This window comes from Companilactobacillus paralimentarius, assembly GCF_963227125.1.
Classification (GTDB): Bacteria; Bacillota; Bacilli; order Lactobacillales; family Lactobacillaceae; genus Companilactobacillus; species Companilactobacillus paralimentarius.
This window is the reverse complement of sequence record NZ_OY724131.1, coordinates 982,898-1,008,180: the sequence shown is the minus strand read 5'-3', so window position 1 is coordinate 1,008,180 and position 25,283 is coordinate 982,898. Positions and strand designations below refer to the sequence as shown.

28 protein-coding genes are annotated in these 25,283 nt (G+C 35.5%); 4 read left to right on the top strand and 24 right to left on the bottom strand.

Going from position 1 to position 25,283, the window contains the following annotated elements; genetic code table 11:
- Positions 1-40: 40 nt before the first annotated feature.
- Both ACI6PB_RS04755 and ACI6PB_RS04750 read right to left on the bottom strand, forming a co-directional pair.
- Complete coding sequence (locus ACI6PB_RS04755; RefSeq protein ID WP_025085696.1) at positions 41-1,729, bottom strand: DAK2 domain-containing protein; 1,689 nt, start codon at positions 1,727-1,729, stop codon at positions 41-43.
- 25 nt (positions 1,730-1,754) lie between these two features.
- The gene (locus ACI6PB_RS04750) at positions 1,755-2,123 is read right to left on the bottom strand and encodes an Asp23/Gls24 family envelope stress response protein (RefSeq protein ID WP_025085695.1); all 369 of its coding nucleotides are present in this window, start codon (positions 2,121-2,123) and stop codon (positions 1,755-1,757) included.
- A 197-nt stretch (positions 2,124-2,320) separates the two neighbouring features.
- Here ACI6PB_RS04750 and rpmB point away from each other — a divergent pair, with 197 nt between their 5' ends.
- The 3 genes from rpmB (at position 2,321) to ACI6PB_RS04735 (ending at position 4,734) form a co-directional block, all read left to right on the top strand.
- Positions 2,321-2,506, top strand: coding sequence for a 50S ribosomal protein L28 (gene rpmB / locus ACI6PB_RS04745; protein WP_010019437.1), 186 nt, complete (start codon positions 2,321-2,323; stop codon positions 2,504-2,506).
- 109 nt (positions 2,507-2,615) lie between these two features.
- A complete protein-coding gene (locus tag ACI6PB_RS04740) occupies positions 2,616-3,446 on the top strand; it encodes a hypothetical protein (protein WP_404327816.1) in 831 nt (276 codons plus the stop codon).
- Between the two features lie 259 nt (positions 3,447-3,705).
- Entirely contained in the window at positions 3,706-4,734 is a 1,029-nt protein-coding gene (locus ACI6PB_RS04735; RefSeq protein ID WP_041501690.1) for an IS30 family transposase, read from the top strand.
- An 88-nt stretch (positions 4,735-4,822) separates the two neighbouring features.
- On the opposite strand, the gene ACI6PB_RS04730 is transcribed toward ACI6PB_RS04735, so the two are convergent.
- The 11 genes from ACI6PB_RS04730 to gmk form a co-directional block, all read right to left on the bottom strand.
- Positions 4,823-5,965 (bottom strand): PLP-dependent aspartate aminotransferase family protein, encoded by a 1,143-nt coding sequence (locus tag ACI6PB_RS04730; RefSeq protein WP_025085693.1) that lies wholly within the window; start codon positions 5,963-5,965, stop codon positions 4,823-4,825.
- Between the two features lie 179 nt (positions 5,966-6,144).
- On the bottom strand, positions 6,145-6,798 hold the full coding sequence (locus ACI6PB_RS04725) for a thiamine diphosphokinase (protein WP_025085462.1): 654 nt from the start codon (positions 6,796-6,798) through the stop codon (positions 6,145-6,147).
- Positions 6,795-7,466 (bottom strand): ribulose-phosphate 3-epimerase, encoded by a 672-nt coding sequence (rpe, locus tag ACI6PB_RS04720; RefSeq protein WP_025085463.1) that lies wholly within the window; start codon positions 7,464-7,466, stop codon positions 6,795-6,797. Before rpe ends, ACI6PB_RS04725 begins: the two co-directional genes overlap by 4 nt.
- Before the next feature lie 13 nt (positions 7,467-7,479).
- Positions 7,480-8,370, bottom strand: coding sequence for a ribosome small subunit-dependent GTPase A (gene rsgA, locus ACI6PB_RS04715; protein WP_404327815.1), 891 nt, complete (start codon positions 8,368-8,370; stop codon positions 7,480-7,482).
- Positions 8,371-8,377: 7 nt separating this feature from the next.
- Positions 8,378-10,345 (bottom strand): Stk1 family PASTA domain-containing Ser/Thr kinase, encoded by a 1,968-nt coding sequence (gene pknB / locus ACI6PB_RS04710; protein WP_404327814.1) that lies wholly within the window; start codon positions 10,343-10,345, stop codon positions 8,378-8,380.
- Positions 10,346-11,092 (bottom strand): Stp1/IreP family PP2C-type Ser/Thr phosphatase, encoded by a 747-nt coding sequence (locus tag ACI6PB_RS04705; RefSeq protein ID WP_025085465.1) that lies wholly within the window; start codon positions 11,090-11,092, stop codon positions 10,346-10,348.
- Between the two features lie 19 nt (positions 11,093-11,111).
- Positions 11,112-12,434: a 16S rRNA (cytosine(967)-C(5))-methyltransferase RsmB gene (gene rsmB / locus ACI6PB_RS04700; RefSeq protein ID WP_404279983.1), complete on the bottom strand. Its 1,323-nt coding sequence runs from the start codon at positions 12,432-12,434 to the stop codon at positions 11,112-11,114.
- Positions 12,424-13,374 (bottom strand): methionyl-tRNA formyltransferase, encoded by a 951-nt coding sequence (gene fmt / locus ACI6PB_RS04695; RefSeq protein ID WP_025085467.1) that lies wholly within the window; start codon positions 13,372-13,374, stop codon positions 12,424-12,426. Before fmt ends, rsmB begins: the two co-directional genes overlap by 11 nt.
- A gap of 10 nt (positions 13,375-13,384) precedes the next feature.
- On the bottom strand, positions 13,385-15,793 hold the full coding sequence (priA, locus tag ACI6PB_RS04690; RefSeq protein WP_404327813.1) for a primosomal protein N': 2,409 nt from the start codon (positions 15,791-15,793) through the stop codon (positions 13,385-13,387).
- 85 nt (positions 15,794-15,878) lie between these two features.
- Entirely contained in the window at positions 15,879-16,136 is a 258-nt protein-coding gene (gene rpoZ, locus ACI6PB_RS04685) for a DNA-directed RNA polymerase subunit omega (protein WP_025085468.1), read from the bottom strand.
- A gap of 4 nt (positions 16,137-16,140) precedes the next feature.
- On the bottom strand, positions 16,141-16,752 hold the full coding sequence (gene gmk / locus ACI6PB_RS04680; RefSeq protein WP_025085469.1) for a guanylate kinase: 612 nt from the start codon (positions 16,750-16,752) through the stop codon (positions 16,141-16,143).
- 179 nt (positions 16,753-16,931) lie between these two features.
- Here gmk and ACI6PB_RS04675 point away from each other — a divergent pair, with 179 nt between their 5' ends.
- Positions 16,932-17,252: a hypothetical protein gene (locus ACI6PB_RS04675; RefSeq protein ID WP_025085470.1), complete on the top strand. Its 321-nt coding sequence runs from the start codon at positions 16,932-16,934 to the stop codon at positions 17,250-17,252.
- Here ACI6PB_RS04675 and recN read toward each other — a convergent pair.
- From recN to ACI6PB_RS04620, 11 genes are all read right to left on the bottom strand, one after another.
- The gene (gene recN / locus ACI6PB_RS04670; protein WP_056955999.1) at positions 17,244-18,941 is read right to left on the bottom strand and encodes a DNA repair protein RecN; all 1,698 of its coding nucleotides are present in this window, start codon (positions 18,939-18,941) and stop codon (positions 17,244-17,246) included. The two genes, ACI6PB_RS04675 and recN, sit on opposite strands and share 9 nt — an antisense overlap.
- An 8-nt stretch (positions 18,942-18,949) precedes the next feature.
- Positions 18,950-19,774, bottom strand: coding sequence for a TlyA family RNA methyltransferase (locus ACI6PB_RS04665; protein WP_025085471.1), 825 nt, complete (start codon positions 19,772-19,774; stop codon positions 18,950-18,952).
- A gap of 10 nt (positions 19,775-19,784) precedes the next feature.
- Positions 19,785-20,633, bottom strand: coding sequence for a polyprenyl synthetase family protein (locus ACI6PB_RS04660; RefSeq protein WP_404327812.1), 849 nt, complete (start codon positions 20,631-20,633; stop codon positions 19,785-19,787).
- A 2-nt stretch (positions 20,634-20,635) separates the two neighbouring features.
- Positions 20,636-20,875: an exodeoxyribonuclease VII small subunit gene (locus ACI6PB_RS04655; RefSeq protein WP_025085473.1), complete on the bottom strand. Its 240-nt coding sequence runs from the start codon at positions 20,873-20,875 to the stop codon at positions 20,636-20,638.
- On the bottom strand, positions 20,868-22,217 hold the full coding sequence (gene xseA, locus ACI6PB_RS04650; protein WP_025085474.1) for an exodeoxyribonuclease VII large subunit: 1,350 nt from the start codon (positions 22,215-22,217) through the stop codon (positions 20,868-20,870). Before xseA ends, ACI6PB_RS04655 begins: the two co-directional genes overlap by 8 nt.
- Entirely contained in the window at positions 22,210-23,058 is an 849-nt protein-coding gene (locus tag ACI6PB_RS04645) for a bifunctional 5,10-methylenetetrahydrofolate dehydrogenase/5,10-methenyltetrahydrofolate cyclohydrolase (RefSeq protein WP_404327811.1), read from the bottom strand. The genes xseA and ACI6PB_RS04645 overlap by 8 nt, the downstream gene beginning before the upstream one ends.
- 39 nt (positions 23,059-23,097) lie before the next feature.
- Entirely contained in the window at positions 23,098-23,502 is a 405-nt protein-coding gene (nusB, locus tag ACI6PB_RS04640; RefSeq protein WP_025085476.1) for a transcription antitermination factor NusB, read from the bottom strand.
- Between the two features lie 5 nt (positions 23,503-23,507).
- Entirely contained in the window at positions 23,508-23,927 is a 420-nt protein-coding gene (locus tag ACI6PB_RS04635) for an Asp23/Gls24 family envelope stress response protein (RefSeq protein WP_025085477.1), read from the bottom strand.
- 23 nt (positions 23,928-23,950) lie between these two features.
- On the bottom strand, positions 23,951-24,514 hold the full coding sequence (efp, locus tag ACI6PB_RS04630) for an elongation factor P (RefSeq protein ID WP_025085478.1): 564 nt from the start codon (positions 24,512-24,514) through the stop codon (positions 23,951-23,953).
- Between the two features lie 137 nt (positions 24,515-24,651).
- On the bottom strand, positions 24,652-24,924 hold the full coding sequence (gene rpmA, locus ACI6PB_RS04625; RefSeq protein WP_025085479.1) for a 50S ribosomal protein L27: 273 nt from the start codon (positions 24,922-24,924) through the stop codon (positions 24,652-24,654).
- A 12-nt stretch (positions 24,925-24,936) separates the two neighbouring features.
- Positions 24,937-25,281: a ribosomal-processing cysteine protease Prp gene (locus ACI6PB_RS04620; RefSeq protein ID WP_025085480.1), complete on the bottom strand. Its 345-nt coding sequence runs from the start codon at positions 25,279-25,281 to the stop codon at positions 24,937-24,939.
- Positions 25,282-25,283 lie beyond the last annotated feature (2 nt).

Below are 25,283 nucleotides of genomic sequence, written 5' to 3'. Positions count from 1 at the left end.
GCATGACAAAACAAACGTTTCATCATTGCCTCCTTTATTTTTATTCAACCGAAATCAAATATGGATAAACTGGTTGATCACCTTGATGGATCTCTGTTTCGAGATCGGCGTACTTGTCATCCAAGTAATCAGCAACCTTTTGAGCATCTTCAGTATTACCATCTTTACCAACCAAGATAGTAATTACTTCACTGTCTTCATCAATCATCTTGTCGAGCATTTTTTCAGTACCAGCAATAATATCAGCATCATCAACTAAAATCTTGCCGTCGACAATTCCCATATAATGACCTTTGGTAATCTTTAGACCATCAATTTCAGTATCACGGATAGCTTGAGTAATTTGTCCACTCTTAACGGTATCTAAGGAGTCTTCCATATTTTCTTTGTTATCTTCCAAATCAGATTCTGGATTGAATGATAGCATTGCTGTCATTCCTTGAGAAATCGTCTTTGTTGCAACAATGGCCACTGGAATATCCACTAAATCAACTGCTTGCTTGGCTGCCATAATAATATTTCCATTGTTAGGCAAAACAAGCGCACGTTTAGCATTGGACTTATTAATTGCATCAACAATATCATTGGTTGATGGATTCATTGTTTGTCCACCGCTAATAATATTAGTTACACCCAAACTTTCAAATAGTTTAGCCAATCCTTCACCTGAAGAAACAGCAATAACAGCATAATCAAGTTGTTTTGCTTCTTCCTTAGGTGCTTCAGCATTTTCAAATGGTTCATCTTCTTCAACAATTGTCTCATGTTGAAGTCTCATATTATCAATTTTAATTTTTGATAAGGAACCGTATTTGCGACCAGCTTCCCAAACTTTATAAGGATAATTAGTGTGAACGTGAACTTTAACTACTTCATCATCAGACACACAAATTAGTGAGTCACCAATAGTATCTAGATAGCTACGTAATCTTTCATTATCGAACTTTTCATCGGATGTAGGATTATCACCTAATTCAACCATCATCTCGGTACAGTAACCATTTTCGATATCATCTGTATTGAATTGACCTTGAGCTGATTGGTGATGACTAGCATTGACCATTTCACTCATATCTTTTTCATCAGGAACATATTCTTCATCGTTACTTACTTGACCGCTGAGACCTTCTAAGAAGCCCTCATAAATGAAAACTAATCCTTGACCACCAGAGTCAACCACGCCAACTTCCTTCAGTACAGGAAGCAATGATGGTGTCTTCTCTAGTCCAACTTTGGCACCTGCTACAACTGCTTGCAAAATTTCAATTGTGTCATTAGTACTTTCGACCTTCTTCATAGCAGCCTCAGCACCATATCTAGCCACAGTTAAGATTGTTCCTTCAACTGGTTTCATAACAGCTTTATAGGCCGTTTTAACACCATCATCAAAAGCTTTAGCCAAATCCATAGCCGTCAAAGAATCTTTATCTTCAATACTCTTTGAAAAACCACGGAAAATTTGTGAAGTGATAACACCTGAATTACCACGTGCTCCCATCAAAAGACCCTTTGCAAGAGCTTTACCAAGGACACCAACATTCTCACTCTCTGATTCATTAACAGCTTTGAAACCACTCTGAATTGTCAAACTCATATTAGTTCCGGTATCGCCATCAGGAACCGGAAAGACATTCAACGAATTTACAAACTTAGCATTTTTTTCAAGTCTGTGCGATGCGACACGCACCATATCTGAAAATTCTTTTTTTGTAATTAATTCTTTGCTCAAAAGTTTCCCCTCCAACCAGCTTTACCTATTCAATATCATCCAGAACTTTAATTCCTTGAACATAGATGTTAACAGTGCCGGCTGGTGTTCCTAGCATTGTTTCTAGGTTATATTTTACTTTTTCTTTTAAATTTCTTGCTACTTCGGATATCTTAATTCCATATCCAACGATTATATAGACATCAACGGCCAGTTTACCATCTTCTTGATGAATAACTATACCTCTAGAAAAATCTTCACGGTTTAAGATTGTGTTCATACCATCACGCAATTGATTTTTGCTTGCCATACCTACAATACCGTAGATATCAGAAGCAGCTCCACCAACGATTGTTGCAACAGTATTTGTTGAAATTTCAATTTCACCATGTTTTGTTTTTATTGTAACTGCCATTTCTGGATCCTCCTATTCTTTGGACCTAAGCTATAATAAACATTAAAATTTTATCATAGCAACATTTCGAATTAAAGAAATAAACTATAATAAACTCTATTATTACACAATTAGTCTATTGATTTCATTTCTTGGTTATGGTAAATTAGTCAGGTGATATTTTAAAGAAAAACATGTAGCCAAAGGAGGTCGGTCCCATGGCAAAAGATATTATTACAGGCCGTAAAACAGTGTTCGGTAACAAACGTTCACACGCTCTTAACCAATCAAAACGTTCTTGGAAGCCAAACTTGCAAAAAGTTCGTATCATGGTTGATGGTAAGCCAAAACGTGTATGGGTTTCAGCTAGAGCATTGAAATCAGGAAAAGTTACTCGTGTATAATTATCACTTAATTATTTAAAAAGGACTAGCAATCTATATTGTTGGTCCTTTTTATTTTACTCTATTATAATAAATTTCTAAAATTTCTTTCTAAAGGGGGCCTATTAAAATGAGTAAATTTATCATTGGCGATCAAGAAAATAAAGATGATCAATTGGCTCAAGCTATTGTAAATGCTAAGGATGGCGATATTATTGAATTGCAACCTGGTACTTATTTTACAAGTGAGAGCCCCTTTATTTGTACAGTCAGACAAAACTTAACTTTTGTCGGTAAATCTTCTAATAAAGATAATATTAAATTAAATTGTAGTTTTACCGTTGGTGCCAAAAATATTATTATTTTCAAAAATTTAACCATCACTTTTCCCGCTAACGGTGAAAATACTTTATCAGCTTATGATGGTGCGGAAGTTTATGCAGATAATGTCTGTATAAATCGGGAAACATCTGACAACTGGGATACTGTTTATGGTCAAAATGCTACTTTTTCATTCAAAAATTCACAAATTTTAACTGGTTTGAAAACAAAAGCAATTGGTCTATCACTCGACAATAGTCAAATCTTTGCTGATAATACTTCGATTCAATTTTTGTTTCAAAGAAAATCAAAAGCATATTTAAGAAATTCAATTGTTACTCATGAATTTAAATTACGTCAGCATTCAGAAACTTACTTTCGCAACTTAACCATGGTTTCGTATGAGGTACCTCATAAAAACGACTTGACTGTCCATAGCGGATCTAAATTTCAAGGTCAAGATTTAGTTTTTACCAGCAATAAACCAAAGTTACGTATTTTTAAGGGCGACTTTAAGGTTAATAATACTAATTCTGAGCCCGATCAATTACATTTTAAATTCGATGATTCTTCTAAGGTTTCAGTTGATAACCAAAAACCATTTAATGAGGATCATCAAAATATTAAAAAAAATAAGTAAATATCTATAACTAAAAAAACATTTAATCAAAAGAACGGCCTCTATCAAGCATTCAAGATATATTTTTACTTGAATCCCTTAATAGAAGCCGTTCTTATTTATTATTTAAATTTTATAACAATTACTTAGCGATATTTTTGGCGAATTTTATAATCAAGTTAGCCACTTTCAATAAAAGCTCAAAATAAAAACACCAAGACGAAAAAATCAGGTATCATTGGAGTTCCTACACAAACAATGAAAGAGGTTTTTCGTCTTGATGCAAGAAAATGATACCATAATACGACCTAAGGGACACCATTTAACTGAAATTGAACGTGGTGAAATAGCTTCGCTTCACCTTTTGGGATTCTCAAATCGTAAGATTGCTCACGCCGTTGGCGTTTGCCCTCAAACTATTAATAATGAGATCCGCAGAGGGACCGTAAGACAGGTTAAAAAGGTTAATGGGAAACAATATTTCTCTAATGATTATTACCCTGATACCGCTCAATTACGTTATGACACGCTGCGTAAGCAGTGTCATCGACCTTCTAAGTTTAATCGAGTTAAACAATTCCTAAGCTACTTTGTAGAACAGTTCAAACAGGGGTGGTCTCCAGATATAATCGCAGGTAGATCACGTGTCGATGGGTTATTCTTTAAAGATGAAATGGTATCAACTACCACTCTTTATAAGTACATCGATGAACAACGTTTAGAGATACGTAATATAGACTTAACCGACAAAATGAATAGATCTACCAAGCTACACGTTTCGAAGAAACATAAGCGTCTATTGGGTAGAAGTATCGAGGAACGTCCTGAGAGCGTTGACTTGCGAGAAGATTTTGGTGACTTTGAAATTGATACTATCGTTGGTAAGAGAAATGGTCACGAGAGCGTAGTCTTAACACTTATTGAGCGTAAATCCAGATTCGAGATAATGCGACTTATTGACGGTAGAGATGCCGACTCTGTTGATTACGCTATGGAAGAGATCAAACATAATTACGGTCACATTATCAACTCGATAACCGCAGATAATGGTCCTGAATTTGCTAATCTCGATTCTGTTATGTCTGGAGTTTCAGATGTTTATTTTGCACATCCATATACTTCCTCAGAAAGAGGAACCAATGAAGCACATAATAGAATGATTCGTCGTGACTTGCCCAAAGGGCTGTCACTCGATTCTATTGCTCCAGATTTAGTATCCTCTATTGAATCAAAGCTCAATGATATGCCTAGAAAGTTGTTGAACTACAAAACTCCACGGGAACTATTCACTAGTTTCTGTGGAGTTTAGAAATGCACTTTTCTGGCACTGATATATTTCGTATTTATTTTTTGGACAAGTGGCTAACTTGTTCTTGTAATTTTCGTAGCGATATTTTTTATAATTGATTCAAGCTATTGGCAAGATCTGCAATTAAATCCTTAGGATCCTCAATACCAACGGACAATCTGACTAATTGATGTGTGATACCCGCTTTTAATTGCTCCTCAGGCGATAATTCAGCATGTGTCATCTTGTATGGCAATTCAATCAAACTTTCAACAGCGCCTAAACTAACGGCCAATTGAATCAATTTAGTTCCTTCAACAAATTTGGTAGAGTCCAAGCCATCTTTTAACTCAAAAGAAACGATTCCACCAAAACCATCTGCTTCGGCTTGAGCTATTTCATGATCCTTACTGCCAGCAATTCCTGGATAATAAATTTTAGCTATTTCTGAACGACCTTGTAGAAATTCAACAATTTTTTGTGCATTACTCAAATGGCGATCCATTCTGACTGCCAAAGTTTGAATTCCTCGACGAACTAAATTGGAATCTTCTGGCGAAAGTGTTGAACCAATTGCATTCTGGTTAAAATAAATTCTTTCAGCAATTTTTGCATCCTTGGCCACAGCCATACCGGCAATAACGTCTGAATGTCCACTCAAGTACTTAGTGGCCGAATGAATTACAATATCGGCTCCTAAATCCAAAGGTCTTTGAAGATATGGCGATAAGAAAGTATTATCGACAATCGTTAAAAGATGATGTTTTTTAGCGACTTCAGCTGTCTTCTTAACACTTGTTACATGTAATAAAGGATTGGTAAAACTTTCAAAATAAATTGCTTTAGTATTTGATTTAATTGCTTCTTCAATTTCTTCAGGATTTTGAGTGTCAACAGCAGTAAATTCTAAATTCCAACGCTTGAAAAATTCATTAATTATCCTAAAAGTCCCGCCATAGATTTCTTTGCCAATAATTAAATGATCCCCTGGTTTAAAAATTGCTAAAACTGCATGAATAGCGGCTGAGCCTGAAGAAAAGGCGAACCCTCGATAACCATTTTCTAATTCTGCAACTTGCTGTTCCAAATAATTTCTAGTTGGATTACCAGAACGGGCATAATCGTATTTAACTTTAGCATCAACTGATGGATAAATATAAGTCGATGAATTGTAAACAGGTACATTAACGGCCCCTGTATTATTATCTTTTTGTGTTGTTCCATGAACTAATTTAGTATCAAATTCTGTCATAATTCCCCTCCAACATTTGATTTAGTTAGTGCAAAACAAGCCCTATCGTATCACTTCTAATAAAATCTTTTAACTATAAGTACTTTTATTATCGAAATATTTATATTTCTTAAACTATAAAAAAAGAGCAGGCACTTACTAACAATAAGCGTCTGCTCTTTTTTATAATTATAATTAACTTAATCTTTACTTTGAATAACAGCAACAATTCCACTTTCAAAGCCAAAATCAATAGTTTCTCCTAAAAACTCATTGCTTGCCCAGCTGACTGGATGTCCAGCATTAAAATCCTTCAACTTGTATTTAGCATCATAGATGTTTAAATGCGTTACAGGGCCTAAATTGACAAAGGCAATGTATTTCATGCCGTTCTCATGATAAATCTTGTAGCGGCCTGGTTTGCAGAATCTAATCGTATTCGTAGCCGACTTGTAATACAACTTATCGTAAAAATCCAAGAATCTTGGATCAAATGGTAAAAACAAATTAACTAAGAAATGATCGATACGGCCACCCGTTGCACCATAAACATAATATTCTTGAGCATTATATTTTTCCCTAGCTGCTAAAAGACATAATTCTGAATCGGTATCATCTTTTTCAGGTGGGAACTTTTTAAAATCAGCAATATTATCTTTTAATAAACGTTGTTCCTTCTTGTTAATGGAATCAAAATCACCAATAGCAATATCAGGAATGATACCTTGTTCTAACAAATACAAACTACCACGGTCTGCTCCAATCCATGGACCTGGAATACCCTTGATACTCTTACTTAACTCATCTGGGTACTCGGATTTGGGGCCACCCAAAAGGATATTTACTCGTTTCATTGTTTAGCATTCACTGCTAACGATTTAAGATTATCGACACGATCTTTAATATCATCATGACCATAAAGGTATGAACCGGCAACAAAGATATCAGCACCAGCGTGGGCACATTGAGCAATAGTTTCATTATTGATTCCACCATCGACTTCGATTTGAAAATCATCATCGGCAGCTGTTTGACGTAATTGATCTAGACGTTGAATTTTCTTAGTCATACCTGGAATGAATTTTTGACCACCAAAACCAGGATTAACTGTCATAACTAGAATTTGATCGATAACTGGGAAAAGTTCCTTAACTGTTTCCAAGGGTGTTCCAGGATTAACAACTACCCCAGCCTTAACACCTAAACTCTTGATCAAATCAATTGAACGATAAATGTGTTGTGTACTTTCAGCATGAACCAGAATGGTATCTGCACCAGCATCAACAATTGGCTTGATATAAGCATCAGGATTATCAATCATCAAATGAACATCCAATGGCTTATCAGTCACACGACGCATCCCTTCAACCACGCTAGGACTAAAGGACATATTAGGTACAAAGTGACCATCCATAATATCAATATGGAACAAATCTGCTCCAGCCTGTTCAGCTACTTTCACATCTCGTTCTAGATTCATAATATCTGCAGACAAAATTGAAGGTGCAATTTTTACTGTCATTTAAATCAACTCCTCAATATCTTTTTTTGTATGAATTAATTTCATTTAAAAAATACAGATAATTGTCGTAACGACTCTGCATTATGTTACCTTCAGCCAATTCTTCTTTAACCTTACAGTTTGGTTCATTGACGTGACGGCAACCTCTAAATTGACATTCAGAACTATATTCCAAAAACTCTGGGAATAAAGTAGGCAATTCTTCTGGAGTAACATTCATCAAATCAATCGATGAGAATCCAGGGGTATCAGCGACCAAACCATCCGCAATATCAAACAATGATACCTGTCTAGTTGTATGTTTACCACGATTTAAAGTCTGAGAAATAGCCGCTGTAGCTAAACCTAGTTCTGTATCAATATGATTTAACAAGGTCGACTTACCAGCACCAGATTGACCAGTAAAGACTGTAACTTTTCCCGCAAATGTTGCCTCTAATTTACCAACCTGTTGGTCATTGTAACTATCACGGTCATCAAAAACTAAATAACCAGCTCGATGATATCCCTCTAAAGTCTCTTTTAAAGTTTGATACTTTTCATCGTTTAAAAGATCTGATTTCGTCAAATAAATTACTGGTTCAATACCGTTATGTTCAATATTGATCAAGATCTTATCCAATAAATTACTTGAAAAATTCGGTTCCGTTGCTGAAGTAACTACAATGGCTTGATCAATATTAGCTATTGGTGGTCGAACCAAACTATTTTCACGTGGCAAGATCTCTAGGATATATCCTAAATCGCCTGTTGCATCAAAAGTGACTTTATCACCAACCAAAGGTTTGATCTTACGTTTACGAAAGTTGCCTCGTGCTCTGGTTCGGATTATCTCCTTGCTTTCATCATCAAAAACATCATAAAAACCACTGATTGATTTTATGATTCTTCCTGTTTTTTCCATAAATCACCTATTTAACTGAACCGCCAAGAACGGTCTTATTATCTCGTTCAACTACATATGATCCAGTTTGTCCATCTTTTAAATTAAAGCTCAATGTTATGGGAGTATCTTGTGTAATTGTCATCGTTTTATAGACTGTGCCAATGTTATGTGTCGCATCAGAAATATAAATCGTTACACTATTATTCCCACCAGTATCATAAGGAATCGTGATGTCCTTAGTAACGGTATTTGTCGATGAAGAACTACTATCATTATCGCTGCTATTACTATCACTGTCATCCTTATCTGTACTTGTTGACTTGTCAGGGTCCTTACCTTTAGAGATAACAACTGCTAACGTACCGCCTTGATTAATTGTACTATTAGCGGCTGGATTTTGACTAATCAAAAGGCCACTTTCAACGTCGTCTGAATATTGATAAGAAACATTCAAAGTCAATCCGGTCTCACTGGCATAATCCTGAATACTCTTCAAATTGTATCCATCAAGATCACGTACTTTGACCATCTTAGGTTTAACTGTCTTGATTTTAGCCAAAGTCAAAGTTAGAGATTTGTTTTTCGTAACAACCTTTTTACCCTTCGGAATACTTTGTTTCAGAATTGTTCCGGCCACGTAATCATTCGTTGCTTTGTATTCAACTTTAACTTTAAAGCCTCGTTTCTTTAGATTATCAGAAACGTCTTCATACTGTTTACCAACTAGTTTTGGCATTTTATAGTACGTGGCTCCTAAACTTACAACCAAATTGACTTGCGCACCGTTCTTTAATTTTAGCCCTTTAGCTGGAATCGATTTGATAACGTGGCCCGCTTCGACATCATCATCATTTTCTCTAGATAAGTCACCAACTTGAAGATTAGAGCTCTTCAACATAACTGTTGCTTGTTTAACTGTTAAATTGTACAAGTCTGGTACTGTCGTCTCCTGATTGCTCTTGATGACCATCGCAATAATGAACAAAATCAAAACCAAAGGAACGAGCGACGCTAACAAGATTATTTTTTTCTTTTTACTTAATTTTTTTGCTTGGTGTTTAGGAGCTGGCGTATCATCACTAACGCTATTCAAAGGCTCCATTACACGTGTTTCTTCTAAATTATTGATTGGGGTCGGTATAAATTTTGGTTCATCAGCACGTTCAGGCATCAAGCAAGTATTCAGATCTTCGCACATTTCTTTAACTGATTGATAACGTTGATCCGGATCCTTAGCTGTAGCTTTCAAAACGGCGTTCTCCAGTGGTTGCGGAATATTAGGGTCAATCTTACGCAGGTCCGGCATATCTTCTTTAGAATGCTTCAGAGCGACTGTTACTGCTGTATCTCCTGTGAAGGGAACATGTTTAGTTAATAATTCGAACAAAATGATCCCTAAAGCATAAATATCCGACAAAACTGTAGCCGAACGACCTTTGATCTGTTCTGGCGACATGTAATGTACAGAACCCAAGAGTGAATTAGTTTGAGTAATCGAACGTTCGCTCAAAGCCAAAGCTATTCCAAAGTCAGAAACTTTAACTTGTATTGGATCCTTAGATTCATCAACCAAAATATTTTCCGGTTTTAAATCACGATGAATAATTCCATGCTCATGCGCATCTGAAACGGCCATACATATCTGTTTCATAATGTCGACAACTTCATGATATGGAATTGGGAAATGTGTTCTTATATACTTCTTAAGATTCGGACCATCAACATACTCTATAACAATATATTGAACGCCTTTATCATTTCCGACATCTAGAACATTTACGATATTAGGATTGGAGAGTCCACTAGTTGCCTTAGCTTCACGAGCAAATCTTCTTTTGACCGATTCGTCATCTTGAAGATCATATCTTAAAGCTTTTACAGCAACCTTTCGATTTAAAAGCGTGTCATTAGCCAAATAAACATTGGCCATTCCACCTTCGCCAAGTGTACCTAGAATCTCATAACGACCATCTACTAGGTAACCCTTCTCCATTTAATGCTTACCTCCGTCTTCATTTGTAGAAAAGAGCAAGGCGGTAATATTATCTCTTCCCCCGGCGGTATTAGCTTTATCAATCAAAAGATGACACTTGGCTTCCAAACTTAATTCTTGAGACAAGATACCTTTGATTTCATTCTCAGGAACCATATTAGTTAATCCATCGGTACACAACAAAATAATTGAATCGGGCACTAGATCAAAATTTTTTACTCGTGGTTGAACAGTCTGTGAAACACCCAAAGTTTGAGTAATGATATTTTTCTGTGGATGATTTTCAGCTTCTTCAGGACTGATCTGACCAGTCTCTAACAGTTCGTGAACCAACGAATGATCTACACTCAATTGTTTTAATTCATCATCTGTATAAATATAGCATCGCGAATCACCGACATTAACAACCATCATTTTTTTATCGATAAAGAAAACGCCGACCATCGTTGTTCCCATACCATTTAAATCATCAAATTGGTTAGAGACAGAAACAATTCGGTCATTTTCTTTACTCAATTCTCTAATGATCCATTCGCGAAGTTCAGTAATATTATCAACTTCGGATTCTTCAAAATTATGTCCCAAATGTGAAACTGCCATATCTGAAGCGACATCCCCGCCACGATGACCGCCCATACCATCGGCTACGATGCCAAAAACAATATTTTTTTTATTTTTGAAAACATTGACGTAATCCTGATTATTTTCTCTGAGTTTTCCAACATCAGTTAATAACGCATACTTCATTAGTCTCAACCTTACCTATCTAGTTTTTTCTAACAAACGCTGCTATAAAGAATCCATCGGTGAAGTAATCACTTGGGAAGATTTTTAGCATTCCATGAGTCATTGATCCATCTAATGCAGGATCATGTTTAACTGGAATCAAATCAAAATTCAAATGTTTATCGAGGAACTTCTTTACAACTAGTTCGTTTTCTTCATCATCAAAAGTACAAGTACTGAAAACTAATTTCCCGTTAACTTCTAGTAAATCTACCATACTATCGAGGATTTCTAGTTGAACACGTTGTAAATTCTTTAAATCTTCTTCTTTACGGAAAAATCTTAATTCTGGTTTTCTACGAATTAAACCAAGTCCAGAACATGGAGCATCCACTAAAATACGATCAAACTTAGTATTCAAAACGTCCTTAGCTTTACGAGCATCAACTGCTCCGGTGCTAATAAGATCGCCATAACCCATTCTTTCACCATTTTCACGAACTAACTTAGTCTTATGTTTGTGAATATCTAGAGCAAAAACTTCTCCATCTTTTAAATAACTAGCAATATGGGTTGTCTTACCACCAGGAGCTGAACAAGCGTCTAGTACTTTACTGTCAGGTTGAACATCCAATGCTGGAGCAACTAGCATTGAACTTTCATCTTGAATAGTGTATAAACCATCACGGAATTCTTGGGTATTAACTAAATTACCACTCTTACAGATTAAACCGACTGAGGAAATTTTGCTGGGATGAACGTCGAAACCTTGTTTATCCAAAGCTTCTTGTAAATCCTTAACTGTTGTTTTATTAGTATTCACACGGATAGAAACATGTGATGGTTGATTGATTGAACTGAGGATTTCTTTAGTTTTATCAAGACCTTGCTGATCAATAAAGAGATCAACTAACCAACGAGGAACACTGTTACGCAAACTCAAATCATAGACAGAATTACTCTTAGGTAATTCCTTATAACCATGTCTTTGATAATTTCTTAAAACTGCATTGACCAAATTACCAGCACCACGACCAGCCTTTTGTTTAGCAATTTCAGTTGATTCATTTAAAACGGCATGGTCTGGAATTTTATCTAAAAAGTGCAATTGATATACGGCACTCATCAATAAAAGATCCAACCATAACTCAACTTTTTTATCCTGTAAATATGGCTTCAATTCATATTCCAAAACATATTTATTTTGAATTACACCATAAATGATATTTGTCATCAAACGACTATCAGCATCTGACAAGTCAGAATTTTTCAATAAATTACTGATTTCAATATTTGAGTAGGCCTTATTTTGAAAAACCTTTGTTAAAGCAATCACTGCTAATTCACGTGGATTATTTTTCATCTATTACTTGTTGTCCTTTTTCTAGACCTTTGCCTAAACCATTCATATAGTTGGCAATATCCATAATTTTTTTACCGGCAGGTTGAATTTTCTTGATTGAAACGCCCTGTTTGTCACCGGCAACAATAACTAGACGTTTCTTCCCTAGGTCATAAACACTACCTACAGGTAAATCGGAATTAATTTCTTCGACTTCAGTCTTATAAAGTTTAGTTCTTTGACCATTAAGCATCGTCCAAGCACCAGGATCAGGACTTAGTGCTCTGATTTGATTAAAGACTTTTTCAGCTGGTTGTGTGAAATCAATATGTTCTTGGTCCTTAGAAATATTTGGTGAGAAAACCACCTTGTCAGGATCCTGTTGAATAGGTTGGATGTCGCCACTCAAAATTTTAGGAATTGTATCTAACAATAATTCACGACCGACAATTGCTAATTTTTCAAATAAACTTCCATTATCATCGTCTTTTTCAATTGGTAATTTTTCTTGACTGATGATGTCTCCAGCATCCATTCCTTTAACCATGTACATGATAGTAATTCCTGTTTCTTTATCACCGTTAAGCAATGACCACTGAATAGGAGCGCCACCACGATATTTAGGCAGTAAGGAACCATGAACGTTAATAGCCGCTACTTTAGCTGAATTCAAGAAAGAAGTTGGTAAAAATTGGCCATAAGCCGCTGTGATAATCAAATCAGCTTGCAATGCTTTCAATTCTTCTAGTTCTGGACTCTTTGGTAACTTAGCTGGTTGATAGAGTTTAATATTCTCTTCTTCAGCGATTAGTTTTACCGGACTTTTTTGTAATTTTTGTTTTCGACCAACCGGTTTATCTGGTTGAGTTACAGCAGCAATCACATCATAGCCTTCTTTTAGAAGTCCCCTTAAAACTGTTGCAGAAAATTCTGGTGTTCCTAAAAATATAACTTTTGTCATTCAATCACCTTTAATCTATATGTTGTGGTTCATTATCAATCGCAATTGTAAAACCTTTTTTTGCATCAGCTTGGGTCTCATTTAAAATTTCTAATAATTTTTGATGCAATTGAGGTTCATGTTTATATTTTACAATAATTTGATAATAATATTTGTTTTGTTTACGCGAAATCATCGTTGGACTAGGTCCCAATAGGATGGCATCCTTTGATAGCGAGGTTTCAAGCTGCTTTTTTAGCCAATAACTTTGTTTTAAAGTCTGTCCTTCATCCTTGCTAGCTACACTAATTAAAGTCGTGAAATAATATGGTGTGTAATTAGCTTGATGTCTGATATACATTTCTTGTTTAAAGAAAGTTTCGTAGTCCTGTTTAGCAGCATCTTTAATCGCATAGTGATCTGGATTAAAGGTCTGGATCACAACATGGCCAGTTTTATCAGCTCGACCTGCACGACCGCTGACTTGAGTTAGCAATTGAAAGGTTCTTTCACTAGCTCTAAAATCAGCCAAACTTAAGGTTGTATCCGCATTAATGACTCCAACTAAAGTAACATCCGGAAAATCCAGTCCTTTGGCAATCATCTGTGTTCCCAGTAATATATCAGCCTGATGTTGTCCAAATTTTTGTAAAATTTTAGCATGTGAACCCTTGCGACGTGTAGTATCAACATCCATTCTCAAAACACGTGCTTCTGGGAAGAGTGTATTCAATTGTTGTTCAATGTTTTGTGTTCCTGTACCATAAAAACCAATTTTTTTGCTTTTACAATTAGGACAAATTCGTGGTACAGGTTCTTCATGTCCACAATAATGACATTTCATTTTACCCAAATCCTTGTGATATGTCAGTGAAACATCACAATTGGGACATTTCAGAACAAATCCACACTCCCGACACATCATGAATGAAGAATACCCTCGACGGTTCAATAAAACAATTGCTTGTTCATGTCTTTGAAGAGTCGTCTGTAAGCTTTCTTTTAATGCTGGAGAAAAATCACCTTTGATTGCTGAATTTTCAGAATCTCGCATATCCACGATTTTTACATGAGGCAAACTTTGATTATTGATTCTTTTTTTCATCCGAATCAATCTGTAAACACCCTTTTCAGCTCGTGCTCGCGATTCTAACGATGGAGTTGCACTTCCTAAAACAACTGGGCAATGATTCATTTGTGCTCGCCACAAAGCCACATCACGTGCATTATAACGAGGATTATCATCCTGTTTATAACTGGCCTCATGTTCCTCATCAATAATAATCAGACCAATTTTATCTAAAGGTGCAAAAACAGCACTTCTGGCGCCAACAACTACTTTAACATCATGACTTTCAATTCGAGTCCACTCATCATATCGTTCACCACTTGATAAGCCACTATGTAAAACGGCCACCTGATTACCAAAACGGCCAACAACTCGATTGACCATTTGTGGAGTCAAAGAAATTTCTGGCACGAGCATTAAAGCAGTCTTTTCTTGTTGTAAGGCTTTTTCAATTGTCTGCAAGTAAACTTCAGTCTTACCACTACCAGTAACACCTTCAACTAAGAAAGTTTGAGGTGTTTCGCTTTGAATGGCAGCACTAATTTCAGATACAGCAACGTGTTGTTCCTCTGTTAATTTAAGTTTAGTTGTTTTTTCAGGATCAATCCCAACTGGTTTACGTAATTTAGTAACTTCGATTATCTGCAATAATTCATTTTTTTCAGCTGTCTTAATAGCCGAACGTGAAATTCCAAACTCTTTTTGCAAAACATTCAATTCTACTGGCAGTTCCTCTAAATGATGAGTTAAAAAGTCCAATAATTTAATTTGTGATTTAGCATTAGCACGTAATTTACTTTTAGCTTCATGTAATTGAATAACATTTAGATCTGTTGTCACTGCTTGACGTTTGATTTGTAAAGCTTGATTCTCAACAACATATTGAATGTCAATTTTATTATTCTGACGCAATCTATTAATTAGTCTAATAGTGATATCATCCAGCTGATTAGTAATCTCCAATGTTTCCTTGCCATTTAAGAGTGATTGAACTTCCTCATCCTCTTTATCCAAGGGAATAACATATTGCTTATACTTTGCTCTCATGACACTAGGAAGCATTGTTTGTAGACATGAGATTTGAAATGAGTATGTTCGATCGGCCAACCAATAAGATAATTGCAACATCTCATTTGATAAAACTGGTTTCAAATCAATCACTCTTGAAATGGGTTTTAATTTACCTTGAAAGTCACTTGTTTCCTTGACCTGCATAACAAAACCTTGAATTTTTCTTTTCCCACGGCCAAAAGGTACCTCAACTCGCATCCCTGGTACAACAACTTCAGTCAACGAATCAGGTATCAAATATTCAAACGGTCGATTAGTTTGCATAGTAGGTACATCTACAATTATCTCTGCTACTGCCATAAAAACCACCCAGTAAATAAATTTCTTAAAAAGTTTTTTTAAATAAAAAAGCCTCCACTAATTCAACAATCAGTGAAGGAATGGTTTATTTGTCTTCTTCTTTTTTCTCTTCTTCAATCTTTTCAGCTTCTTTTTCAAGAAGAATTGAATTAGGATCAATTTCGATTTTGTCGTCAGCAATTTCTTCAAGTGCGCGACCAACAGTTCTTGGTGATTCATATTTGTTCAATAATTCAATATCACCATTCTCCAATTGGTGAGCACGCTTAGCGGCTAGAACTGCCAATGAGTATCGAGAATCAACTCGATCTAAAAGTTTATCAATTGATGGATAAATAATCATATTATCAATCTCCTATTATCTTTTTGTATTTATCAATTACGCGTGGCACTCTCAAGTGTTCGGCTCTAATTATACCTTCAATTTTTTCGACTGCATTAGGTATTTTATCATTTACGACGGCATAGTCATAGCTTGTCATCATTTCAATTTCCTTTTTAGCCTGAACCATGCGTTTATCGATTGTCTTCTCATCATCTGTCCCACGATGAGTAATACGATCGCGTAAGCTGGTCAAATCAGGTGGTGTAAGGAAAATAAAGACACCATCAGGCATCTTTTCACGAACCTGCATTGCACCATTCACTTCAATTTCCAATAAGACATCAATTCCAGCATCTAGCTTTTGATTGACGTACTTTAATGGTGTTCCATAATAATGATCGACATATTTAGCATATTCAAGCATGCCACCATTGTTTATTTCTTCTTCAAATTCTTCATTTGTTCGGAAATAGTAATCGACTCCATCGACTTCTCCAGGACGCATTTGACGAGTGGTCATCGAAACAGAATAATCAAATTTGATTGATGAATTCTTAAGCATAGCTTTTCTAACAGTTCCTTTACCTACTCCAGATGGACCTGATAAAACGATTAACATTCCCCTTGTTGACATAATTAAGTTATCCCTACTATCTATATAATATGGTATCTATCATGCAATAAAATCATTTGATTTTCAAGGTTTTCCGACTTGTCAATACAAAAATTACCAAAGAAATAAAAAAATAGAGTTGCTCTTTCGAACAAAGGTTCATATAATGAAGACACAAACAAGTGTTCGGGGGTTTAAAAATGCAAGCAAAACAAGCATACAATCATTTCACTACAAATCTAATCAACCATACCGCTAATTTTATTAATAATAACTTTGATTTCAATATTGAAAGTAATCAGAATCTTCAAATTAAACAAATGCCTTTTATGCAAATAGAACTTTTCGCAGAACAGAGTTTTCAAAGACATTATTCTGTCGTTATTACAATGTTAAACGATGAACAGTTCCAAGGCAAATTTATTTCACAAGTTACTAAAAATAAATATGTATTCAAAATAAATTCGGCCTTCTTTAAAATTGCAATGCTCGACCAAATCAAATCCATCAACCTAGTCTAATCTTTGTTGCTCTCCTTGAGCTAATTCCAATAACTCTTGAGCATGTTTTCTAGTTAAATCAGTTACCTTAGTCCCAGCCAACATTAGAGAAATAGCTTCAATTCTTTGGAGATCGTTAAGTATAGAAACTTTTGTTTCTGTTTTATCCTTAACGGTCTCTTTTTTTATTTCAAATTGAATATCACTCATAGCTGCGACCTGTGGTAAATGTGTAATACAAAGAACTTGCAAGAATTGTGAAACCTTATAGATCTTATCACCAATAGCTTGGGCGACTCGACCACTAACACCTGTATCAATTTCATCAAAAACAATTGTCTCTACATTCATTTTCTCAGCAATAATGGCTTCAAAAGCCAAAATAACACGTGACAACTCACCACCAGAAGCAACTCTAACTAATGGCTTGTAATCTTCACCCACGTTTGTCTTCAAGTTGAATTGAATTTGATCAATTCCTTTGGACGATAAATTATCATCGTCCAATGATTTGAAGGCCACACCAAACTTAGCATTAGGCATATATAAATCCTTTAATTGACGATTGATTGATTTTTCTAAAGCAGTAGCAGTTCTGTGACGTTGCTTAGATAAATCTTTGCCTAAATTAAGTAATTTAGTTTGATATTGATCAATCTCTTCCGTCAATTGGGCTTCAGTATCATCATCAATATTGATCTTAGATAACTCATCATGAGCATTTTTACTAAACTCAATAACTTCATCTAAAGTTGGACCATACTTTTTCTTCAAATTATCCAAAGTAATCAATCGTTTTTGAATTTCATCTAAACGATTCTCATCAAAATCAAGATTCTCCAACTGATCAGCAATCGTAGCGGCATTATCCTGCAATTGATAATAAGCTCCATTGATTGAATCATAGAGTTCTTTATAAGAAGAGTCGTAATCCATGATTTCTTCTAAATTATCACGTACATTACCTAAGACATCTACAACACCCACATTATTTTCAGATAAACCACGGTAACTATCTTGAAGAGCTGAACTGATTTTCTCGAAGTTAGATAACTGATTTTTTTCATCTTCCAACTTATCGTCTTCACCAGCTTGTAATTGAGCACTATCAATATCTTCAATTTGGAACTTGAGCATATCAATTCTTTGTACTAAATTTTGAGAATTTTTTTGAATCGTTCTTAAACGACTACGTTTAGATTGATATTCTTCAAAAAGTTGAGCATATCTCAGTAAATCACGCTGAAAATCATCATCAGCAAAACGATCTAGAATATTGATGTGATTATCTTCATCTAATAACTCTTGTTGCTGATTTTGACCATGAATCTCAACCAAAAATTTACCAACTTGTCGTAAAACATTTGTTTTAACTAGTTCATTGTTGATGCGACAGACATTCCGACCCTTGCGATTGATTTCTCGTTTAATAATAATTTGATTATCATCGTGAGCAATCCCATACTCCGCCAAAATAGCAAAAATAGGACTACTTGCTTTTACCTCAAATAGTCCTTGCACATTTAATTGCTCTTGTCCTGTTCTAATAAAATCAATTGATGATCTACTTCCAACTAATAAACCCAAAGCGTCAATAATAATTGACTTACCAGCTCCGGTCTCACCAGTTAAAGCAGTCATCCCACTTTTAAAATCAATCTGCAGCTTATTAATAATCGCAAAGTTATTGATTATTAGTTTTTTTAGCATTATCTCACCTATTTATTAAGATTTGCGTATGCAGCTTCCATTGTACTTTCAACGGAAACATTATCTAAAATTTCGCCAGGTTGTTCTTCTTGTGGCTTTTGAATGTGCATCAAGAATTCAATATTACCTTCTCCACCCTTAATAGGTGAAAAATCTAAACCAGAAACAATGAATCCCGCCTCTTTAGCAAAATTAGTAATTTTCTCTAATACCATCTTGTGGACTTTGTGATCACGCACAATTCCGTGCTTACCAACATTTTCAGGACCAGCCTCAAATTGTGGTTTGATCAAACAAACTGCGTCAGAACCTGGCAAAATGATGTTAAACATTGGTGGCAAAATTAATTCCAAAGAAATAAAGGAAACGTCTGTCATTGCAAAACTAGGTAGCCCTTCATGAAAGTCATCTGGCTTACTGTAACGGAAATTAACTCGTTCCATTACAATTACACGTTCATCTTTTCTCAATTTCCAAGCCAATTGATTATACCCAACATCCAACGCATAAACCTTCTGTGCGCCATTTTGCAAAGCCACATCTGTAAAACCACCAGTTGAGGAACCAATATCTAGACAGATACGATCAGACAAATCAATGTCAAAGGATTTTAAGGCTTTTTCAAGCTTGTAGCCACCACGACTGACATATTTGCTGTGGGCATTTTTAGCTAAGTGAAAAACAGTATCTGGATCAACTTTTTCACCAGGCTTATCAAAACGCAAATTGTCTTGATTATAAACTTCACCAGCCATAACCGAACGTTTAGCTTGTTCTCTGGATTCAAATAAATTTTGTTCAACTAATAAAACATCAATTCTTTTTTTTGCCAATATGTGTCACCTATTCTTTGAAATAATCTAAGAAGCTTACCAATAGATTCTTGTCAAACTCATTTTCCTTTAAAACTGCGTTCAATGCATCCTTAACTAAATCCTTCAATTTAGCCTCCGTTGCCTCTTTGCCAATCAAATTAGGGAAAGTATTCTTATTACTATCCTCACCATCGTCGGCATCGTTCAAATCATCTTTCAACTGAAAGGCCAGGCCAATATCATTCGCATATTGAACCAAGTTCTTTGATAGCTCATGACCAGCGCAAAAGGCTCCAGTTGTCACAGCTGCAGTAATTAAATCAGCTGTTTTTTCCTTATGTAATGTTGTTAATTCATCTTCAGTTAAAATTTTATTTTCCATAGTGATATCAGTCATCTGACCTGCTACCATTCCCATGGGACCAGCATTATGAGCTAAGATTCTTACAGCAGCCATACGTTTATCAGTGCTCAAATCTGACTTGGCGATCCAATAGAAGGCTTGAGTTAACAAGCCATCTCCAGCCAAAACAGCAGGTCCAACACCGAATTGCTTATGATTTGCCAATTTACCACGACGATAATCGCTATTGTCCATTTCAGGTAAATCATCATGAATTAATGAATAAGTGTGCACTAACTCGATTGCACCAGCAATGTCATAAAACTGTGAAAGCTTATCTAACTTGATACCGCTAGAATAAGCAACTGCTAAAAAGAGCATCGGACGAACTCTCTTACCACCGGCATCCAATGAATAAAGCATAGCATCTCTTAAAGTAGCTTGTTTTATTTCAGATTTCAATTTATCATCCAAAAACTTATTAAAATCAGGTAAGACTTGATCGCAAAAATCAGAGAACTTTTTTATTTCCATAATTATTTTTGATCCTTATCTTGATCTTGTTTGATATTGATTTCTTCGCCATCTTTGGTCATAACTTTTGTCACAGTTTCTTCAGCATCACTCAGAGTCTTTTCAAGTTCTTTGCTCAAAGTAACACCTGTTTTGAATTTTTCCATTGCCTCTTCTAGAGGAACGTTTCCCGCCTCAAGATTAGTTACAATTGCTTCTAAATCAGCAAGATTTTCTTCAAATGATTTCTTCTTTTCAGCCATTTCCGTCCTCACTTACTTCTTTGGTTATTAACTTGACGTTACCATTTTTAACTTTTAGGTCAACCTCTTGATCCACTTGATAATCAGTTACATTCTTTAATACTTTACCTGATTTACTAGTAGGAATGGCATAGCCACGACTCAAAGTTTTTAGTGGACTCAACGAATCCAATGTAGCAACCTCACTATTAAATACATTACGGTTTTTATTGATAATTTTATTCACATTATTGATCAAAATTTGATACAACCGATTAACTTGATTAGCATAACTATAAATTTGATCTCTAGGTGATGCTTGTACTAGTCGATTAGCATATTGGATCAATTCTGTTTTTGATCTATTTAATGAATTAGAAAAATTTTGACGCAATTTGTCTTGTAGATAATCAACTTTTTGCAAATACACTTCGTAGATTCGCTCTGGATGCTGCAAAAAGACGTTCTGAGCTAACGAATCAACCTTATCCTTATAATTGCCTATGATCTTTGTCTGTGCATTATATAGTCTCGTATTGAGATCTTGTAGATGTACTAAGACATCCCTCAAAACTGGTGTAGCTAATTCAGCGGCGGCCGTAGGAGTCGCAGCCCTTAAATCAGCGACTAAGTCAGCAATTGTCGTATCAGTTTCATGACCAACTGAACTGATTACCGGAATCTTACTTTGAACAATGGCTTGCGCAACCACTTCTTCATTGAATGGCCACAGATCTTCAATAGACCCACCACCACGTCCGATGATAATCGTGTCGTAATTTCCATCTTCATTGATTCGTTTTAATTGCTTAACAATTGTTGGTGCAGCTTCTTGACCTTGAACTTGAGCTGGATACAAAACTATTTGTACAATGGGATATCTTCTAGCAACAGTCGTCATAATATCATGAATAACCGCACCTGACTGACTAGTTACTACTGCTATTCGTTTAGGAAATTGTGGTATAGATTTTTTAGGTAAATCAAAAACACCTTGTGCTGCTAGCTTTTTCTTCAATTGCTCAAAAGCCAAGTACAAAGCTCCCAGTCCGTCTGGTTCCATTGATTCAACGTAAATTTGATAGGAACCACTAGGTTCATAAAGTGAAATTCGACCTTTGACGAGGACTTTCATTCCCTCTTCTGGCTGAAATTTAACTTTACTAAAATTTGATTTAAACATGATAGCTGAAATCTTAGCTTTATCATCTTTTAAAGAAAAATATTGATGGGCATTAGGACGCATTCTAAAATTAGAAATTTCTCCCATCAAATAAACGTGTCCCAAATAAGGGTCCACGTCAAATTTTCTTTTCAGATATTGAGTTAAAGCTGTTACAGTTAAATATTGCTCATTATCCATTTGCCCTGCCTTCGGCTAATTCAATCACTTGATCTACTAATGCAGTAATCGTCATTGGGCCAACCCCACCAGGTACTGGTGTGATCATTGAAACGTGATCTTTGACATCATCAAAATCAACGTCTCCACAAAGCTTGCCATTCTCATCGCGGTCCATTCCGACATCGATGAGAATTGCCTGATCTTTGACATAATCTTTTTTAATAAATTTAGCTTGTCCAATGGCAACTACTAGCACATCAGCCTTACTTGTTATTTCTTTTAAGTTCTTAGTATGTGAATGTGTGATCGTTACAGTGGCATTACGATTCAACATCAAAGCAGCAGTAGGTTTACCTACAATATTACTACGTCCGACTATTACAACATTCTTACCATCAAGATCAACATTATAATAGTCCAACATCATTAAAATACCAGAAGCAGTAGCTGGTTTGGTTAGTGGTGTACCAATCCATAAGTTTCCAACACTAATTGGTGTAAAACCATCAACATCTTTAGCTGGACTAATGGCTTCGATAACTTTATCTTCATCGATATGATCTGGAACTGGTAATTGAACAATAAATCCATCAATAGCTGGATCATTATTTAATTCATTAATCTTACTCAACAACTCTTTTTCCGTAACGGTGGTATCGAAATGGATAAGTTGGAAGTCAATCCCTAATTTTTCAGCGCGACGTTTCTTATTACGAACATAAACAGCACTGGCACTGTTGTCACCAACTAAGATAACTGCCAAACCAGGAGTTACACCCTTTTCTTTTAAAACTTGAACGCGTTTTGTCATTGTCTCGTCTAATGCTGTTGCTACTTTTTTACCTTCTAATAAATTCACACTAATCACCATAAAAAGGCTGGCAAAAAATCACCAGCCTTACCCTTCTACAAAATTAGATAAAATACCATTAATGAAGGACTTTGAGTCCTTGTCACCAAAATCGCCAGCCATTTCAATTGCTTCATCAATAGCTACTTTTCTGGGTACTTCTAAACTATTTTCCATTTCAAATAATCCCACACGTAAAATTGAGCGGTCAATTCTTGATAGACGCTGAACAGTCCACTTATTTTTTAAGTGTTCTGAAATTTTCTTGTCAAGATCATCTTGGTGTTCCACAACACCTGAAACTAGAAACGTCAAATAATCTGGCACTGCCTCGGATGTTAAATCGCATAATTGCATGGTAGAAGAAATAGCATCTTGAGGAGTATCCTGAGTCGTTTCGATAGAAAATAGTGATTGAACTGCGAGTTCTCTGATCTTATGTCTACTTATCACTAGTTTTATTCCTTTTTATCAGTTGTTACACGTTCTATTTCACCGCTATCTTTTTTAGCGATCAAACCTACAACATGCACATTAATTTCACTTAAGTCTAAATCGGTCATGAATTCAAGTTGTTCAATGGCTGATTTTTGGATCTCCAAGGATACTTTTGGAATTGATACGCCATATTCCAAATATACATAAACATCCGCAGATATTTGATCGTCATTGAACGACACATCAACGCCCTTACCATGATTGATTCTGCCAAAAAGTGAATCTATTCGACTAGAAATGGTGCCACGCATTTCGTAGACACCTTCAACTTGGTTCGTAGCAATCCCAAGAAGGATCTCAATAACTTGATGTGATATTTCAACATTACCGTTTATTTTTCCACTATCTTGTTGTAGAGAAACATATTTTTGTTCAGCCATAAACTTATCTCCATAATCAGTTATTAATTAGCACGTGAAATGTAAGTACCATCTTGAGTATTGATAGTTAGCATGTCGCCTTCATTAACGAAGAATGGTACTTGCACAACTAAGCCTGTTTCCATAGTAGCTGGTTTTGAACCACCTGATTGTGTATCACCCTTAATTGAAGCTTCAGTTTCAACAACCTTAAGATCAACAGTATTAGGTACATCAACACCAAGTGTTTCGCCATTATACATAACTACACTGACTTCCATGTTTTCTTTCAAATACTTCAACTCATCTCTAATTTCATCACCTGGTAATGAAAGTTGTTCATAAGTTGTAGTATCCATGAAGACGTAGTTATCACCTTCTGCATATAGATATTGCATCTTCTTATTTTCAATATTAGCTTTTTCAACCTTAGCAGTTGATCTGAATGTCATTTCTTGAACGGCACCAGTTCTTAAATTCTTTAACTTTGAACGAACAAAGGCACTACCCTTACCTGGTTTAACATGCTGAAATTCTACAACACGCCAGATACCATCTTTTACTTCAATTGTTAATCCATTTTTAAATTCATTTACTGAAATTGACATTTCTTTCTCCCTTGGTTCATAAATTTTGCCGATAAAACACTATACATTATCTTACCAATATTTCGGTGTTAATGGCAATATCTCATACTTATTATATAAAAAAAAGAGGAACATTGTCCTCTTTTTTTCTCAATATATTAGTATACTGAAACTTTTCTCTTGTCTCTGCCAAGTCTTTCGAACTTAACAACGCCATCTTTAAGTGCGAACAATGTATCATCATTTCCACGGCCAACATTAGCACCTGGGTGAATCTTTGTTCCACGTTGTCTATAAATAATTGCACCAGCAGTGATAGCTTGACCATCAGCACGCTTTGCACCTAGTCTACGACCAGCTGAGTTACGGCCATTAGTTGTTGATCCACCACCCTTATGGTGAGAGAAAAATTGTAAATTCATCTTAAGCATGAAATTTACCTCCTAATCAAGATCTATATTATTTTTTTGCACTTGAACTTCAATATTTTTAGAATAACTACCTTCAATATCTTTCAATATCCAAAATAAATTATCTAATAATAAGGCAGTGTCATGTGAAACTGCTTTATCAAATTGGCAGCCAAGATGACCACCATTAACTTCATCCATGACGACCTGAGGACTAGCCCCAGTAAGTTTTTCCAGATTGTTGATTGTGCCAATTGTTACTGCTGAAACAGCAGCACAAACTAAATCTTGACCATAAGGTCCCGAATCAGCATGTCCTTTAATCAAAAAGGAATCAATCTGTTTATCTGAATTCTGGTGAAAACTCGCTTTTATCATGA